Source organism: Kitasatospora phosalacinea (genome assembly GCF_000717185.1).
Classification (GTDB): domain Bacteria; phylum Actinomycetota; class Actinomycetes; order Streptomycetales; family Streptomycetaceae; genus Kitasatospora; species Kitasatospora phosalacinea_A.
Genome location: NZ_JNYE01000106.1, coordinates 16941 through 33506, shown reverse-complemented (window position 1 = coordinate 33506; position 16566 = coordinate 16941). Strand labels below are relative to the sequence as shown.

Genomic DNA, 16566 nt, shown 5'->3' with positions numbered 1-16566 from the left:
GTCGAACCCGACGGAACGTCCAGACACATCCCGCTCTTCGCCACCGCCAACTGGTACGTCCCAGCAGCGGGCAACGTCACGGCCTCGGCCGGGGCGACCGAGACCACCCCCGCCCCGAGCACCACCGCGGCCACCGCGGCCACCGCCGCACCACGCAATCTTCCGGACACCGGTCCGTCCTCTCTGCACAGGGAACCCGCGCTGCCGACCGGGTCGGCCCGCAGCACCCTTGTAGACGGGGTTGGTCCGGCGGGATGACAAAAACTTTTCGGCGGGATTTCCGGCGGGTTCTCCGGCGACGCCCGCGGAGCCCCGCGGCGGGCGGGCAGCGGGCAGGCAGCGGGCACGCGGAAGGGCACGCGGAAGGGCCGCCCCGACCGGAGTCGGGACGGCCCCACAGCACTGGTGCGATGCTCCCGGCGCGCGCCGCGCCGACGGCCTCGGAGGCCTCAGCCGCCTCAGATGTCGCGGAAGACCTCGATCTGCGCGCCGACCGAGTTGAGGCGCGCGGCCAGGTCCTCGTAGCCGCGGTTGATCACGTAGACGTTGCGCAGGACGGAGGTGCCCTCGGCGGCCAGCATCGCCAGCAGCAGGACCATCGCGGGGCGCAGCGCCGGGGGGCACATCATCTCGGCGGCGCGCCAGCGGGTGGGGCCCTCGACCAGGACGCGGTGCGGGTCCATGAGTTGGACGTTGGCGCCGACCCGGCCGAGTTCGGTGAGGTAGACCGAGCGGTTCTCGTACACCCAGTCGTGGACCAGGGTGGTGCCGTGGGCGCAGGCGGCGATCGCGGCGAAGAACGGCAGGTTGTCGATGTTGATGCCGGGGAACGGCATCGGGTGGATTTTGTCGATCGGCGCGACCAGCTTGGAGGGGCGCACGGTGAGGTCGGTCAGCCGGGTGCGGCCGTTGGCGGCCGGGTACTCGGGGCCGCGCTCGCAGTCGAGGCCCATCTCGTCGAGGACGGCGAGCTCGATCTCGACGAACTCGATCGGGACGCGGCGGATGGTGAGTTCGGAGTTGGTGACGACGGCGGCGGTGAGCAGACTCATCGCCTCGACCGGGTCCTCGGAGGGGGCGTAGTCGACGTCGGCGTCGATGACGGCCTTGCCGTGCACGGTGAGGGTGGTGGTGCCGATGCCCTCGACCTCGACGCCGAGCAGTTCCAGGAAGAAGCACAGGTCCTGGACCATGTAGTTGGCGCTGGCGTTGCGGATGACGGTGGTGCCGGGGTGGCGGGCGGCGGCGAGCAGCGCGTTCTCGGTGACGGTGTCGCCGCGTTCGGTCAGGACGATGGGGCGCTGCGGGGAGACCCCGCGGTCCACGCTGGCCCGGTAGGTGCCGGTGGTGGCGCTGACGTGCAGGCCGAACTGGCGCAGGGCCGACAGGTGGGGCTGGATGGTGCGGGTGCCGAGGTCGCAGCCGCCCGCGTAGGGGATCTCGAAGCGGTCGGCGCGGTGCAGCAGCGGGCCGAGGAACATCAGGATGCTGCGGGTGCGCCGGGCGGCGTCCTCGTCCATGGCGGAGAGGTCGAGTTCGGCGGGCGGGGTGATCTCCAGGTCGACGCCGTCGTTGATCCAGCGGTGGCGCACGCCGATGCTGGCGAGGACCTCCAGCAGCCGGTAGACCTCCTCGATCCGGGCGGCCCGGCGCAGGGTGGTGCGGCCGGTGGTGAGCAGGGAGGCGGCGAGCAGCGCGACGCAGGCGTTCTTGCTGGTGCGGACCTCGATGCTGCCGGAGAGGGTGCGGCCCCCGACCACCCGCAGGTTCATCGGCCCGGCCACGCCGAGCGAGACGATCTCGCTGTCGAGCGCCTCGCCGATCCGGGCGACCAGGTCCAGGCCGATGTTCTGGCCGCCGGACTCGATCCGGGCCACCGCGCTCTGGGTGGTGCCGAGGGCCGCGGCGAGCTGGCTCTGCGTCCAGCCCTTGTGGGTGCGGGCGGCGCGGACGAGCTTGCCGATGCGGGAGAGGTAGTCTTCGGTCACCGCGCGAACATATCTCACCTGTGCGATACGGCGCACGTTCGGCAGCCGCCCCGGGCGTGTCGGGGGCCGCCGGGCACCGAACCGCTTTACTGGCCGGGCGCGGTCATGCCAGGATGCGGACCCCGGTGCGGCCGGTCGGTCGGCCGGTCGGGACGGGAGGGGTGGCGGCGGTGCTCGTGGACGGTCGGCGGGAGGCCGGGACGGACGTCCCGCGGCTGGTGGCGGCGGCCCAGGCGGGGGACGCGGCGGCCCTGGAACGGCTGCTGGGCGCGCACCTGACGCTGGTGCACCACCTGATCGCCCGGGCCGTCGGCCCCGGCGAGGCCGACGACCTGACCCAGGAGACCATGCTGCGGGCGGTGCGCGGCCTGGCGGGACTGCGCGAGCCCGAACGTTTCAGGTCCTGGCTGGTGGCGATCGCCTACCGCCGGGTCCAGGAGCACGGGCGCCGCCGGGTGCTCGAACTGCCGCACCGCCTGGAGGCGTTGGACGTCCCCGACCCGGGCACCGACTTCGCCGACCGGAGCGTCGCCGAGCTGGCCCTCTCCGCCCAGCGCCGCGAACTCGTCCGCGCCACCGCCTGGTTGGACCAGGCCGACCGCCAACTCCTGGCCCTGTGGTGGCAGGAGGTGCTCGGCGACCTCGACCGGGCCGAGCTCGCCGCCGCCCTCGGCGTCGAACCGTCGCACGCCGCGGTCAGGTTGAAGCGGATGAAGGCCCAACTCGACCTGGTCCGCTCGCTGGTGCGGGCGCTGGACGCCGAACCGCGCTGCGCCGGGCTGGAACGGGCCGCGGCCGGGTGGGACGGCCGGCCCGGCTCGGTGTGGCGCAAGCGGCTGGCCCGGCACCTGCGCGAGTGCGCCGAGTGCGGGGGCCGCGCGGCCGGGATGGTCCCGCCGGAGCGGCTGCTGCCCGGCCTCGGCGTGCTGCTGGTGCCGGACCGGCTCGCGGACGGGCTGGGTGCCGCGCTGCGCAAGGGCGTCCCCGCCGCGGGCCGGAGCACCGCGGGCCGGGTCACCGCGTGGACGGCCGCGGGCGCCGCCACCGTGGCGACGGCGGTACTGCTGGCCGTCGTCCCGTGGTCGGGCCCGGACTCCCCCGCCCCGCACCCCCCGGCGCCCGGCGCCACCGCCCCGGCCGCGCCGTCCCCCGCCGCGCCGCCCTCCCCTTCCGCCGTCGCCTCGCCCTCCGCCTCCCCGTCCGCCACCGCCGCCCGGTCGGCGGAAGCCGCGCCCCCGGCCGCGTTCCCCGGCGTGGCGGTCGCCGACCTGTACGTCGCACCGGACGGCTCGGACGACGCGGACGGCTCGCTGGCGCACCCGTTCGCGTCCCTGGCACGGGCCGCGGCGGTCGTCCGGCCGGGGCAGACGATCGCCCTGCGCGGCGGCACGTACCGGCTGGCGGCGCCGGTGGGCATCGGCACCACGGGCACCGGGACGCAACGGATCACGCTCTCCGCCTACCGCGACGAGCACCCGGTGCTGGACGCCTCCGCGCTGCCCGCCTCCGCCTGGGCGGTGACCCAGACCGGCGGCTTCTGGACCGTCCAGGGGCTGGAGCTGCGCGGCGCGGCCGGGCACGGCTGGGTGTGCAGCGGCTGCCGCTCGACGGTGTTCCAGCGGGTCGCGTTCCACGGCAACGGTCGTTCGGGGCTGCTGCTGCGGGACGCCGGGACGAGCGGGAACGCGGTGCTGGACAGCGACTTCTACGACAACCGGGACGCCGCGGGCACGGCGGGCATCGGGCTCGGCCTGACCTTCGGCTCGGGCGGGGGCAACGTGGTGCGCGGCAACCGCCTCCACGACAACGCCACCGACGGCCTCGACCTGGGCGGCTTCACCAGCCCGGTGACGGTGGACAGCAACTGGTCGTACCGCAACGGCAACGGCTTCACCCTGGGCGGCGGGGACGGCCGGACGGCGGTGGCGCACCTGGTGGTGAACAACGCCGCCTGGGACAACTCCGGCCTCGGCTTCAACGACGAGGGCAACCCGGGCGCGCTGCGACTGGCCGGCAACTCCGCCTTCCGCAACGCGCTCTTCGGCTTCTACCTCCCGGACGCGGCGGCCGAGCTGTCCGCCGACGCCGCCCTCGGCAACGGCCGGGACGTCCAGCGCGGCCCGGACTCCCGCTCCACCGGCAACAGTTGGGACGCCCCCGCGGCCGACCTGTTCGCCTCCACCGACCCGTCCACCGCCGAGGCCGCCCGCCCGGCCGACGGCGGCCTGCCGCCCACCGCGTTCCTGCGGCCCCGGACGGCGGCGGGCGCCACCATGACCGAGCAGCACGGCAGTTGACGGCCCGCGGCCGCCCGCCTTACCGCCCGCCCGTCCGCTCCCCTCCCTCCCGCCTCAGCGCAGGCGCCGGGCCCGCAGGTACTCGCGGCCCAGCAGCCGCAGCAGGCCCGGCTTCGCGGGGCTCGCGGAGCGCCGCAGCAGGGCGTCGAGGTCGGCGCGGGCCGCGGCGGCGGTGAGCCGTTCGACGCCGAGGATGCAGCGGACCATCGGCCGGTGCGCGGGCGGGGCGAGCTCGGCGATCCCGGCGTCGACGGCGCGGTCGCGGTCGCGGTCGGAGCGGTCCAGCAGCGCGCCGAGCAGGGCCCGCACGGCGGGGGTGGCCGCGGGGCGTTCCAGGTCGGCGCGGGTGACGCCGTGCTCGGCCAGGGTCTGCCGCGGGAGGGTGAGGCGGCCGTCCGCGAGGTCCTCGGCGAGGTCGTTGACGAAGTCGAGGCGCTGGCTGGAGTCGATGAAGGTCCGGCAGGCGGCGCGGTAGGCGCGCTGGTCGCCGTCGGGGCCGAGCAGCGCGGCGACGACCATGAAGCCGGGCAGCGAGTACCCGTCCAGGTAGGCCTGGTAGTCGTCCTCGGTGGCGAAGCCCGCGAAGTCGAGGTCGGCGTCCGCGACGGCGAGGAAGTCCAGCACCCGGCCGCGCAGCACGGGGCGGGCCGCGACGCTGTCCAGCAGCGGCCGCAGGTCCCGGTCCGCGCTGTCGCCCGCGTCGAGCGCCGCGGTGACCTGCTCGCGCCAGCGGGCGGAGGCGGCGCGGCGGGCGTCGGGCGGGCCGCTGTCGAGCAGGTCGTCGGTGCGGTGCATGAACGCGGTCGCGGCGATCACGTGCGGGACGGTCGCGGGCGGCAGCAGCAGCCCCGCGGCCAGCGCCACCTCCCGCTTGTACGCCGCGACCTGCTCGCGCTGCCGCCCGTACGCGGCCCGCAGCCCGGGCTCCCGCACCCCCGCCGCGTCCAGTGCCCGCTCCCAGCCGCCCACGTCCCGCACCTCCCGCTCCCGCGACCCGCCCTCGGGCCGCCGTCCGGGGACCATCCTGCCAAGCCGACCCGCCGTCGAGCCGCCCGTCGGCGGGCCGGGGCGTCAGTTCGCGGTGAGCGGGCGGTCGCGGCGGGCGTCGTGCAGGACGGATCCCCACCAGTCGAGCTGGTCGAGCATCGCCTTGGCCGCGGCCTCCGGGCCCTCCGGGTCGATCAGGGTGCCGTCGGGGGCGAAGAGCAGGTAGTAGCGCGGGAAGGAGACGTAGTCCCGCACCGTGTGGGCCTGCAACTCGTTGAAGACCTGCCGGAGTTGCTCGATGGCGAGCAGGCCGCCACTGGCGCCGCTGTAGCCGACGAAGCCGATCGGCTTGGCCTGCCACTGGGTGTAGTGCCAGTCGATGGCGGCCTTCAGCGAGGCCGGGAAGCTGCGGTTGTAGTCGGGGGTGACCACCACCACGGCGTCGGCGGCGGCGAGCCGGTCGGCGAGTTGCTGCAGCGCCGCGGTGCGGGGCGGGTTCGGCTCCAGGGCCGGTGGGACGGACGGGAGTTCGAGCGGGACCGGGGTCTCGGCGAGGTCGATCAGGTCGACCGTGAAGCGGCCGTGCCGGGCGGCCCGGTCGGCGATCCAGCGGGCGACCACCGGGCCGAAGCGGCCCTCCCGGACGCTGCCGACGATCACGGCGAGGTTGAGCGGCTGACTGGTCATCACGTCTCCTGGGGTCCGGGGGCGGCGCCCCGTCCGGGGCGGCACCGCTCCAGACTGGCGGGCCGCGGCGGGCCCGGGGAGGCCGCGCCGAGACTGGTAGTACCGGGGCCACCCTCCGTACGGGGCGCGGCTGTTACGTTCGACGGGTGAGCGACAACGAACTGGGACTGTTCCTGCGCACCCGCCGCGAGGCCGTCACCCCGGCCGAGGTGGGCCTGCCCGCCGGGCCGCGCCGCCGCACGCCCGGCCTGCGGCGGGCGGAGCTGGCGACCCTGGCGGGGGTCAGCGTCGAGTACGTGACCCGGCTGGAGCAGGGACGCGACCGGCACCCGTCCGTGCCGGTGCTCGCCGCCCTGGCCGACGCGCTGCGGCTGGGCACGGCCGAGCGGGTCCACCTGCACCGGCTGGGCAAGGCGCTGGGCGGGCAGTTCACCTGCACCGGCGGCGCGGCGCCGAACCGCGCCGTGCGCCCGACCGTGCGGGCGCTGCTCGACCACCTCGAACCGGCCCCGGCGCTGGTGCTCAACCGGCTCGGCGAGATCCTCGCCTGCACCGCCGCCTACCGGCGCCTGGCCGAGCCCCTCGGCCTGCTGGACGGCCCGCGGCCGAACCTGGCCCGCTACGTCCTCACCGACCCGCGGGCCCGGACCGCCTACCCGGACTGGGCGCGGGCCGCCGACCAGCAGGTGGCCGCCCTCAAGCAGGGCCCCGGCCGCTCGGACGCCCAGGTCGCGGCGCTGATGGACGAGTTGGCGCTCGCGGCGGGCCCGGAGTTCACCGACCGGCTGGCGAACCTGCCCGGCCTGCCGGACGCCACCGGCACGGAGCGGCTGCACCACCCGGAGGCCGGCGAGCTGCGGCTGTCCTACGAGACGCTCCAGCTCCCCGCCGACGACGACCAGCGCCTCCTGGTCCACCTCCCCGCCGACCCGTGCGGGCGGTGGCGTCGTCGCCGAGGCGGGTGGCGGCGGTGGCGTGGGCGATGAGGGCCTCGGTCTCGGCGAGGCGTTCGCCGCTGGCGTGGGCGCGGGTGGCTTCGGCTGCGGCGATCCGGGCGGCCTCGGCGGGGCGTCCGGCGGCCAGGTGGGCGTAGGCGGCGAGTTCGGGGGCCCGTTCGGCGGCGTCGGCGCCGAGGACGGCGAGGGCGGTGGCGGGGTCGTCGCCGCGCAGGGCGAGCAGGGCGCGGGCGCGCCGGACTTCGTGGTGGGCCTGTTCGTCGCCGGGGGTGCCGGCCCGTTCCAGCAGGGCGGCGGCGCGCGCTGTGTCGCCGGTGCGCAGTAGGACGCGGGCGAGGACGGCGAGGGCGTAGGGCAGTGACCAGGCGTCGTCCCAGTCGGCGGCGGCGACGGCGGCTTCGGCGTACTGGGCGGCGGTGTCGTTCTCCTCCAGCAGGAGGTGGAGTTCGGCGAGGTTGAGCTGTTCGAAGGCGGTGGCGAGGGGGTCGCCGGACTGGCGGGCGTGGTCGAGGGCCTGGCGGCCGAAGCGGACGGCGTCGTGCAGGCGGCCGTGGCGGCGGGCGTTCTCGCGCAGGGTGGACAGGACGGAGCCGAGCAGTACGGGGTCGCCGTAGGCCTGGGCGGGGGCGAGGGCGCGGTCGCCGGCCCTGCGGGCCTCGCCGAAGCGGCCGGCCAGGCCGAGGTTGATGGCCTGCGTGGCGTGCGAACGGGCTTGCAGGAGTTGGCCGTTCGGTCCGGGGACGCGTTCGGCCGGGTCCTGGGCGCGGCGGGCGGCCAGGTAGGCGTCCTGGTAGTGGCCCTGGGTCTTGTCGAGGTTGGAGCGGGCGAGGTGGTGCAGGGCGCGGGCCTCGGGGCCGGCGTGCTCCTGCGGCGGGTGGGCGGCCAGGACGGCGAGCGCCTCGTCGAGTTCCCCGGCCCGGAAGAGCGCTTCGGCGAGGTGGGCGGCGGTGGCGACGGTGTCGTCGTGGTCGCCGCGGTCGAGGAACTCGGCGAGGGCGGTGCGCAGCACGTCGGCGGCGCGGCCGGGTTCGCCCATCCGGCGCAGGACCTGGCTGTGGGCGAGGCGGGCGCGGGCGGCGTCGACGTCGAGGCGGGCGACGAGGTCGCGGTAGTAGCGGTCGGCGGTGTCGTTGGCGTAGAGCGCGGCGGCGCGTTCGGCGGCGCGGCGCAGGTAGTCGGCGGCGCGCGGGTCGTCGGCGCGGGTGAAGTGCGAGGCGAGGGCGTCGACGGCGTCGGGGCGGCGGCGCTGGACGGCCTGGGCGTAGGCGGTGTGCAGCTGGCGGCGGCGGACGGCGGAGAGGCCGTCGTAGCAGGTGAGCCGGACCAGGGGGTGGCGGAAGGCGAGTCCGGCCTCGGCGCGTCCGGCGGTGACGACCTGGCGTTCTTCGATGAGGGCGGCGGCGATGGCGTGTTCGACGGCGTCGGCGGCGGCTGCGCCGGTGACGGGCGGGTGCAGGCCGTGTTCGGCGACGTCGAGGAGTTCGGCGAGGGCCGCCTCGACGCCGGCCACCGACAGCGCCTCCACGAAGCGGCGGGCGGCCGGGTCGAGTTTCAGGAGCCGTTCGCCGACCAGGTCGCGCACCCCGGCGGGCGGGTGCGCCGGGTCGTCCTCCGGGCCTCCTCCGCGGGCGAGTTCGAGGGCGAACAGCGGGTTGCCGAGCGAGAGTTCCCACACGTCGGGGCGGGGCGGGCGGCCGGTGGCGTCGCGGACGGCGGCCAGCACGGCGGCCTGGTCGAGGCGTCCGAGTTCCTCGCGGACGGCGAGCTGCTGGCGGAGCAGGGCGGCGACGGCGCGGCGGCGGGCGTCGCCGTCGGGGAGTTCCTCCTCGCGGTAGGTGGCGAGGAAGCGCAGCGGGGTGCGGCGGTCGTGGGCGCGCCGGGCGAGGTGGCCGAGCAGCTGGTAGGAGCCGGTGTCGGCAGCGTGCAGGTCGTCGAGGACGACCAGGACGGGGCGGGTGGCGGCGAGGTCGCCGAGCAGGGCGGCCCCGGCCCGGAACAGGCGGTCGCGTTCCTCCTCGGGGCTGCGGGCGGCGCCGGTGGGCACCTGGCCGAGCGAGGGCAGGAAGGCGGCGAGTTCGGGGTACTCGGCGCCGACCCGGGCCCGTTCGGCGGGGTCGTGCTCGGCGAGCCAGCCGTCGAGGGCGGCGGCGAAGACGCCGTAGGGGGTGTGGTCCTCGGCGTCCTGGCCACTGCCCCACAGCACGGCGCTGCCGTCGGCGGCGGCCCGGCGGGCGGCCTCGGCGGCCAGGCGGGTCTTGCCGATGCCCGCTTCGCCGGTGAGCAGCCGCACCGGCGGCCCGGCCGGGTCCAGCAGCCGTCCCAACTCCACCTCGCGGCCGTGCAACCGGGCGGGCGCGGCACTACGCAGCCGGGCCGGGAGCGCGGCTCCGGCAGGGGCGGGGGCGGGGGCGGCGGCGAGGGCGGCGCGGTGCAGGCGTTCGGTCTCGGGGCCGGGGCGGATGCCGAGTTCGGCGTCGAGCACCTCGCGGCACTGGTGGTACTGGCGCAGGGCGCGGCGGCGCTGGCCCTGGCGCAGGCAGGCGTCGATGAGCAGGCGGTGGGCGAGTTCCTCGGCGGGGCTGGTGGCGAGGACCTGTTCGGCGCAGGCGGCGGCGTCCTCGGGGCGGTCCTGGTCGAGGTGGGCGGAGGCGAGCCGCAGCAGGAGCTGTTCGCACAGTTGCGCGAGCCGGGTGCGGCGGGCTCCGGCCCAGTGCGCGTAGCGGTCCTCGGGGAGCAGTTCGCCGGTGAACTGGCGTATTGCGTCCGCGAGTCGTTCGGCCCGGCCGTCGGCGAGGGCGTCCTCGGCGGCCTGTTCGGCGTGGTCGGCGTCGATCCAGACGGCGGTGGGGTCGAGCAGCAGCAGTCCGCCGTCGGCCTTGAGGTAGGACGAGGCGGCGCGGGGGGCGAGTTCGGGCTCCAGGGCGTGCCGGGCGGCGTGCAGGGCGACCCGGAGGCTGCCCGCGGCGGCGGCGGGGTCGGCGTCGGGCCAGCACAGGTCCATCACCTCCTCACGGTGCAGCCGGTGGCCGGGGGCGACCGCGAGGACCTTGACCAGGGCGCGGGCGCCAGGCCGGGGCCAGCGTTCGGCCAGTGGCGGCCCGGAGTCGCGTTCGGCCCGGAATCCCTCGAAGAGGTAAAGGCGCAGCATGGGTGGTGCGGTGTCCGTCCGGTTCGTCTCTCGTGCGCCCATAAGGCCGGTAACAGTACACGAACAAGCCGAGCACCCCGCAGGCAGGAGCCTGCGGGGTACCCGTCCTTTACTCGTCCGGACGATTCTGCAGAGGTCCGGTGAAGGGGTTCAGGAGAGCTTGTACGTCGTCATCTGGTGAATGCCGTTGTCGATCGACAGCACCCCGCCGCCGAGCATCTTGGCGGCCCGGTTGACGCCGAGGGCGTCGTAGTTGAGCGAGATCATCTCCTCCTTGCCGTCGCCGTCCAGATCGACGGCGAGGTAGTCGCGGCCGCCGCGGGCGTTGGCGGATCCGATCGAGGAGTGGAAGGCGTTGCCGTCGCCGACGATCGCCGGGTCGTAGGCGGCCAGGCCGCCCTCGACGCCGCCGACCAGCAGCTTCTTCCCGTCGGGGCCGGTGATGAACTGCGCGGTGCGCAGCGGCGCGGTGACGGAGGTCCAGCGGTCCTCGCCGCCCGCCAGGTACTGGCGCAGCACGCCGAAGCCCATCTCCTGGAGGCCGTCGCCGTCCTCGCCGGTGAAGAAGTTGCCGTGCGACCAGGGGCCGCCGGCCACCTTCTGGTGCAGCACCTCGCCGGTGCGGCCGTCGCGGATCTCGGTGACCGACATCGGGCTGACCAGGTCGGTGCCGCCACCGCTGATGCCGCCGGGGACGGCCGAGATCAGCCAGGTGTAGACCATGGCGTGGCCGTCGGCGTACGGGATCTTCGGCGAGGCGTAGACGGCGTGGTCGAGCAGCGCGCCGTGGATCTTGCCGTCGACGGCCTCGGCGGGCGCCTTGGGGTCGGCCTGCCAGAGCAGGGTGCCCTTGGCGGCGTCCAGGGCGACACCGTTCTGCACCGAGTCGGCCTGCTGCATGGCGCCGATGCCCGAGTACTGGGCGAACACCCTGCCTTCGGAGACCACGGCGTCGGAGAAGACGACCTCGCCGGAGCCGGCCGGGGCGGCGTACGTCCACAGCGCCGTGCCGTCGCCCTTGTAGGCGCGCAGCGCGTCGGTGGGGACGAGGATCTCCTGCTTGCCGTCGCCGTCCAGGTCGGCGAGCGTCACCGAGCGGACGTACTTCCCGCCGCCGTCGATGGTGGTCAGCACCTGGCCGGTGGCGCCGTCGAGGACGACGGTCGCGGTGTCGGCGGCGACCACGACCTCGGGCTTGCCGTCGCCGTTGACGTCGCCGGTGGCGACGGCGTGCACCTCGCCGGGGACGGTGGCCCGCCACAGCTGCTTCGGGGTGCCCGACAGCAGCGAGGGGCCGGAGTAGGCCCAGACGCCGTCGGAGGTGCCGCCCGCGATGACGTCCTGCTTGCCGTCGCCGTCGAGGTCGGTGGCGGCGGCGTAGTTGAGGTCGCCCTGGAGCGGGGTGAGGCTCTTCTGCTTGCCGTTGCCGAGGTTGTAGGTGTGGATGTTCTGCTGCTGGTCGACGGTGCGCACGGTGCTGCCGTCGATCTGCTGGAAGCGCGGCGAGGCGTTGGTGGCCTTCTCCTGCCAGCGGACCTTGCCGTTGCCGTTGTACGCGGTGAGCACGCCGTAGCGCAGCCCGGAGACGTTGGCGGCGGTGTCGGTGTCGGTGCCGTCCTGGGCGCTGGCGTACAGCGTGCCGCCGACCGCGTCGAGGCTCCAGGTGCTGGGGCCGTCGCCGCCGTCCGCGGTGCGCTTGGTGGTGGAGGTCCACCGGACGGTGGAGCCGTCGGCGCCGTCCAGCACCCGGATGGTGCTGGAGTTCACGTAGATGGCGTTGTCCAGGGTGGACTCGCTCACCACGTACTCGTCGCCGGAGCCGTCGGCGGCGTCGCCGATGCTCATCGCGGTGACCATCGTGTTGACCCGGGTGTCGAGCACGGTGCGGGCGCCGGTGGCCAGGTCGTAGGAGACCAGGGAGTAGCTCAGGGCTTCGAAGTAGTCCGCCTGTTCGACCGCGACGACCCGGTGGCGCGCGGCGTCCAGGTGCAGCTGGCGGCCCAGCAGGTCGCCGTCGGTCTGCCAGCCGAGCGAGCCGTCGGCGGTGTCCAGCACGAAGGTGGTGGTGCGGGCGGGCGCGGTGGCGGTCCTGCGGCGGTCGAAGGAGACCGCGACCTTGCCGCCGCCGAGCTCCACCAGGTCGCCCCAGGCGGCTTCGCCGCTCGCCTTGCTGACGCCGGTGTCGTACGTCCAGGTCGAGGTCGGGGTGAGCTTGCCGTCCGCGTAGCCGAACTGGATGCCGGTGAGGGTGGCGGTGCTGGTGCGGGCCGCACTGGTGTTGTTGCTCGGCGCGTCGGAGACCAGCAGGGTGCCGTCGACGATCCGGACGATGGTGGAGGTGGCGTACAGCTTGGACCACAGGGTCCTGCCGGTGGAGCCGTCCAGGACGGTGACGAAGGAGCCGTAGGTGAGCGCGGAGCCGGGCGAGGTGAACGGCCGGTAGGGCGCTTCGCCGACGGTCGCGGAGACCACCAGGTCGGGCACGCCGTCGCCGGTGAGGTCGCCGGTGTCGTAGCCCTGGCGGGAGTCCGAGCCGAACGGGTCGAGCGGGTTGTAGCCGAGCGGGATGCGGGCCGGGTACGGCTCGGTGTCCCAGGGGCGCAGCGGCTTGACCTGCCAGTCGGCGTACAGCGAGGCGTTGGTGCGGGCCCAGGCGGTGGAGCCGTCGGCCTTGTGCAGTTGGACGTTGCCGAGGCTGTGCAGGGTGAAGTAGCTGCCGTCGGCACCGGCCGGGACGGTCTTGGCCAGGCCGCGCACGCCCTCCAGGGTGGAGCCGGCGGTGAAGGTGACGGGCGCGTGGGCGTCCAGCTGGCTGCCGCTGCCGCCGGTGCCGGTGTCGCCCGCGGGGGCGGTGTCGGCGCTGTCGGTGGCGGTGGCGGTGGCCTGCGGGTAGAGGTCGGCGTTCAGCCGGGCGCTGATGTCCTGGGCCTGGGCGTCGGTCAGCTTGACCACGCCGTCGGTCCCGGCGGTGGCGTCGGCGGCCAGCGCGTACGGGGCGGCGGTGAGGGCCAGGCCTGCGGCGACCAGGGTGGAGGCGAGCCGGAGGGCTCTGCGGTGGGTGGTCATCACTTGGCTCCCTGGGTGAAGCGGATCGCCGAGCCGTTGGTCAGGACGGCCTGGTTGAAGGAGTACTGGAGGGCGTCGGTGCCGGCCTGGTTCTCGATGCCGACGGTGGCGCCGGAGCCCGCGCCGGGCACGTTCTGGTACTGGAAGGTGATCGCGCCGGTGGCCTCGTCGAACAGCACCTCGAAGCTGACCCGCTTCGAGCTGTCGGCGGCCAGCGGGACGTTGTCCCAGACCACGGCGAAGGTGCGCTTGCCCGCGGTGCCGGTGGTGGCGGTGGTGACGGTGGCTTTCTTGTCGAGGGTCAGGTCGTCCCAGAACGGGGCGACGACGCCGTTGGGCTGGTACGGGGTGGGCAGCGCGGTGTTGGCGTAGTCGCCGATCCGCGGCTGGAGGAAGTTGACCAGGCCGTTGGTGGTGACGGAGGCACTGGTGTACGTCACGCCGTAGTACGTGACCGGGAACGGCAGGGTGACGGTCTTGGCGTCCTCGTCACCGCTGAGCGCGACCTTGCTGGCGCCCTTGACCCAGCTGTACGCGGTGGGGGCGCAGCTGGTGCCGGAGTTGTCGGTGCGGGCCGGGGTCTGCACGGTCTTGGCGGTGTCGGCGGCGACGGCCAGCGGGCCGGTCCACACGCCGTTGCACAGCACGGGCTGGACGGGCTTGACGGTCAGCGTGTAGCTGCCCTCGGCGACCTGGCCCAGGCTGTACGAGCCGTCCTTGCCGGAGACCACGGAGGCGACGGGGGTGCCGGTGAGCTCGACGACGGCGCCCGCCAGCGGCTTGCCGGTGACGTCCAGCACGGTGCCGGTGACGGCGTGGGTGGCGACGGCGGTCATCGCCAGCGGGACGGTCTGCGGCTGCCCGGCGGCGACCGTCAGGCCCTTGAGCGCGAAGTTCGCGTAGCCGTAGCCGGAAGCGGCGACGTCGTAGCTGCCGGGGGCCAGCGCGAGGCGGTAGGAGCCGTCGGGGGCGGTGGTGACGGTGCGGGTGTCGCCCGCGGCGTCGGTGATCCGCACCACGATGCCGGGCAGCGCGGCGCCGGTCGCCTTGTCGGTGGCCTTGCCGGTGATGTTCACGGCGGTGTGCGGGGCCAGGTCGACGGACTTGAGGATGTCGAGCCTGCCCTCGCCCCACACGTTGTTCATGCCGGCGGTGCCGCCGCAGTGGGTGTCGTCGACGTCCCGGGCGCCCTGGTTGAGCAGGGCGCGGGTGCCCTCGATGTCACCGATCAGGCTCGGCGCGGCCGACCACAGCAGCGCGGCCGCACCGGCCACGTGCGGGGTGGCCATCGAGGTGCCGGACTCCGCCATGTACTGCGAACCCGGCCAGGTGGAGCGGACGTTGACGCCGGGGGCGGAGATGTTCGGCTTGGCCGAGCCGTCCACCAGGGACGGGCCGAAGCCGGAGAAGTTCGCGATCTTGCCGTTCACGTCGTACGCGCCGACGCCGTAGGACGGGGCCTGCGAGCCGGGGGCGTGCGAGGTCGAGCAGGTGGTGCCGTCGCCGTCGTTGCCCGCCGCGAACGCCTCGAAGATGCCCGCGGAGTTCCAGGCCTCGACGATGTCCTGGTAGAAGGTGGTGTCGCCGCCGCCCCAGGAGTTGTTGACGATGTTCGGCGCCATCTCGGGCCGCGGGTTGTTGCCGTTGTGGTCGGTCGGCGCCAGGATCCACTGCCCGGCCTTCAGCAGGTACTCGTCCGAGCACTGCGAGGACTCGCAGCCCTTGGCCGCTATCCACTTCGCGTTCGGGGCGACGCCGATGCCGTTCTTGGCGACCATGGTGCCCATCGTGTGGGTGCCGTGGCCGTTGTTGTCGCACGGGGTGCTGGGGGTGGCGCAGTTCCCGGTCGGGTCGTAGAAGTTGTAGTCGTTGGTGAAGGTGCCGTCGCCGTTGTTGCCGCGGTAGTTGTCGACCAGGTCCGGGTGGTCGTACTGCACGCCGGAGTCGACGTTGGCGATGACGATGCCCTCGCCGCGCGCGTCGTACTGCGACCACACCTGGTCGGCCTCGATGTCCTTCACGCCCCACTCGGGCGTGCCGTCACTGCTCGTCTCGGCGGTGGTCGCGGCCGACACCTCGGTGTCATCTATGTGGTACGTCCCCGCCTTGACGATCTTCTGCACGTCAGCGCGCCCGGCCAGCTTCGCGATCAGCTTCGCGTCGCCGGTGACCTGGACGGCGTTGGCGATCCAGTAGTCCTGGTGGCCGACCTTCTCCTCGTCCAGGAACTTCTTCAGCGCGCCCTGGCTGCGCTGCGCGGTGTCCTGCAGCTCCCGGTAGGCGGCCTTCGCCTGCTCGGCGTGCGAGCCCTTGCCCTTGGCCTTGCCGAGGTCGGCGCGGTCCTTCAGCACCACGAAGAAGGTGGCGTCCTGGCCGTGCGCCACCGCGCTGGTCAGGGCCGGGTCCACCTGGACGGTGGCGGAGCCGGACGGGGCGGGGGCGGCGGCCACCGCGGCGGGCAGCGGGGACGCGGTCAGGCCGGCCGTCACGGTCAGTGCGGCAGTGGCCCAGAGAGCCGTTCTGCGCCGGTTCTGTCGGGGCAGGTGCATGAGGGGGAATCCTCCAGGGAGGGAGCAGGATTCCCCGAAGGTAGGGAGCGGCCGTTACTGCGGAATTACAGGCTCCGCGGCCGCCGCCCGCGGGCGTTGATCCGATGTTGATCCACCTGCGCCAGCATGGCCGCACGCCGGACCCGGAACGCCTCCCGGCCCGCCCCCACCGGCCCCGCCGCCCGGGCCGCCGCCCGGGCCGCAGCACGACCCGCAGCACGACCCGCCGACCGATCCGCCGACCGACCGCCAGCCCCGCCCCGGCCAGCCGCCCGGGCCGCCGAACCACGAGTGGGACCCACCGCCATGCACCTGCGCCGCCTGCCCGCCGCCGTCCTGCTGCCCGCCCTCGGCCCCGTCCTCGGCCTCGCCCTCACCGCCTGCGCGGACCCCGGCCCCGCCGCCCCCGCCCCGCTCCCGACCGCGCCCGGGCCCGCCGCCACCACCGCCGCGGCGGCCCCCGCGATCGAGCCGGTGGCCGCGACCGTCCGGGACGGCAGCGGCCGCTGCACCGCGGACGACCTGCGCGCCACCGTCACCGCGCGCCCCGGTGAACGGGCCACCGAGGAGGTCGAACTGACCAACCGCAGCGCCGCGCCCTGCACCCTGACCGGCTACCCCACCGTCGAACTGCTCAGCGACACCGGCGGCTGGCTGCTCCCGCACGCCACCGCCGCCGCCCCCGCCCGCACCGTCACCCTCCCGCCCGGCGGCACGGCCCGCGTCGTCATCGACTACCTGCCCCGCGGCACCGGCGACCGCCCCGGGTTCGCGGTCACCGGCATCGCACTGACCCCGCCCGGCGGCACCGGCCCCCTGGTCTTCCACTGGGAGGGCGCCAACCCGCGCGCCGGGGACGGGGCCTCCGTCCGCCCGGTGACGCCCTGA

At 75.0% G+C, this 16566-nt stretch carries 8 protein-coding genes and 1 pseudogene; 3 read left to right on the top strand and 6 right to left on the bottom strand.

The window, feature by feature from the left end:
- Positions 1-458 precede the first annotated feature (458 nt).
- Positions 459-1988, bottom strand: a complete 1530-nt coding sequence (locus OO57_RS32130; RefSeq protein ID WP_033256263.1) for a UDP-N-acetylglucosamine 1-carboxyvinyltransferase — start codon at positions 1986-1988, stop codon at positions 459-461.
- 161 nt (positions 1989-2149) lie between these two features.
- Here OO57_RS32130 and OO57_RS32125 point away from each other — a divergent pair, with 161 nt between their 5' ends.
- Positions 2150-4285, top strand: a complete 2136-nt coding sequence (locus OO57_RS32125) for a sigma-70 family RNA polymerase sigma factor (protein WP_051778525.1) — start codon at positions 2150-2152, stop codon at positions 4283-4285.
- Positions 4286-4339: 54 nt separating this feature from the next.
- Here OO57_RS32125 and OO57_RS32120 read toward each other — a convergent pair whose 3' ends face one another.
- Entirely contained in the window at positions 4340-5263 is a 924-nt protein-coding gene (locus tag OO57_RS32120) for a squalene/phytoene synthase family protein (protein WP_324606811.1), read from the bottom strand.
- A gap of 93 nt (positions 5264-5356) precedes the next feature.
- On the bottom strand, positions 5357-5959 hold the full coding sequence (locus OO57_RS32115; protein ID WP_033256262.1) for an NADPH-dependent FMN reductase: 603 nt from the start codon (positions 5957-5959) through the stop codon (positions 5357-5359).
- A 146-nt stretch (positions 5960-6105) separates the two neighbouring features.
- Between OO57_RS32115 and OO57_RS32110 the strand changes: the two genes are divergently transcribed.
- Positions 6106-6945 carry a helix-turn-helix domain-containing protein gene (locus OO57_RS32110; protein ID WP_051778524.1) on the top strand — a complete coding sequence of 280 codons (840 nt, stop codon included), beginning with the start codon at positions 6106-6108 and terminating at the stop codon, positions 6943-6945.
- Between the two features lie 817 nt (positions 6946-7762).
- On the opposite strand, the pseudogene OO57_RS32105 reads toward OO57_RS32110, so the two are convergent.
- From OO57_RS32105 to OO57_RS32095, 3 genes and pseudogenes are all read right to left on the bottom strand, one after another.
- Positions 7763-9916, bottom strand: a pseudogene (locus OO57_RS32105) (ATP-binding protein); the annotation flags it as partial.
- A 297-nt stretch (positions 9917-10213) separates the two neighbouring features.
- Complete coding sequence (locus tag OO57_RS32100) at positions 10214-13129, bottom strand: FG-GAP repeat domain-containing protein (protein WP_033256261.1); 2916 nt, start codon at positions 13127-13129, stop codon at positions 10214-10216.
- Positions 13129-15678, bottom strand: coding sequence for a S8 family serine peptidase (locus OO57_RS32095; RefSeq protein ID WP_033256260.1), 2550 nt, complete (start codon positions 15676-15678; stop codon positions 13129-13131). The genes OO57_RS32100 and OO57_RS32095 overlap by 1 nt, the downstream gene beginning before the upstream one ends.
- 306 nt (positions 15679-15984) lie before the next feature.
- Here OO57_RS32095 and OO57_RS32090 point away from each other — a divergent pair, with 306 nt between their 5' ends.
- Positions 15985-16566, top strand: coding sequence for a DUF4232 domain-containing protein (locus OO57_RS32090; RefSeq protein WP_033256259.1), 582 nt, complete (start codon positions 15985-15987; stop codon positions 16564-16566).

Coding starts and splice junctions, on each gene's coding strand:
- OO57_RS32095 (WP_033256260.1), bottom strand. CDS start 15,678: ATGCACCTGCCCCGACAGAACCGGCGCAGAACGGCTCTCTGGGCCACT.
- OO57_RS32090 (WP_033256259.1), top strand. CDS start 15,985: ATGCACCTGCGCCGCCTGCCCGCCGCCGTCCTGCTGCCCGCCCTCGGC.
- OO57_RS32100 (WP_033256261.1), bottom strand. CDS start 13,129: ATGACCACCCACCGCAGAGCCCTCCGGCTCGCCTCCACCCTGGTCGCC.
- OO57_RS32115 (WP_033256262.1), bottom strand. CDS start 5,959: ATGACCAGTCAGCCGCTCAACCTCGCCGTGATCGTCGGCAGCGTCCGG.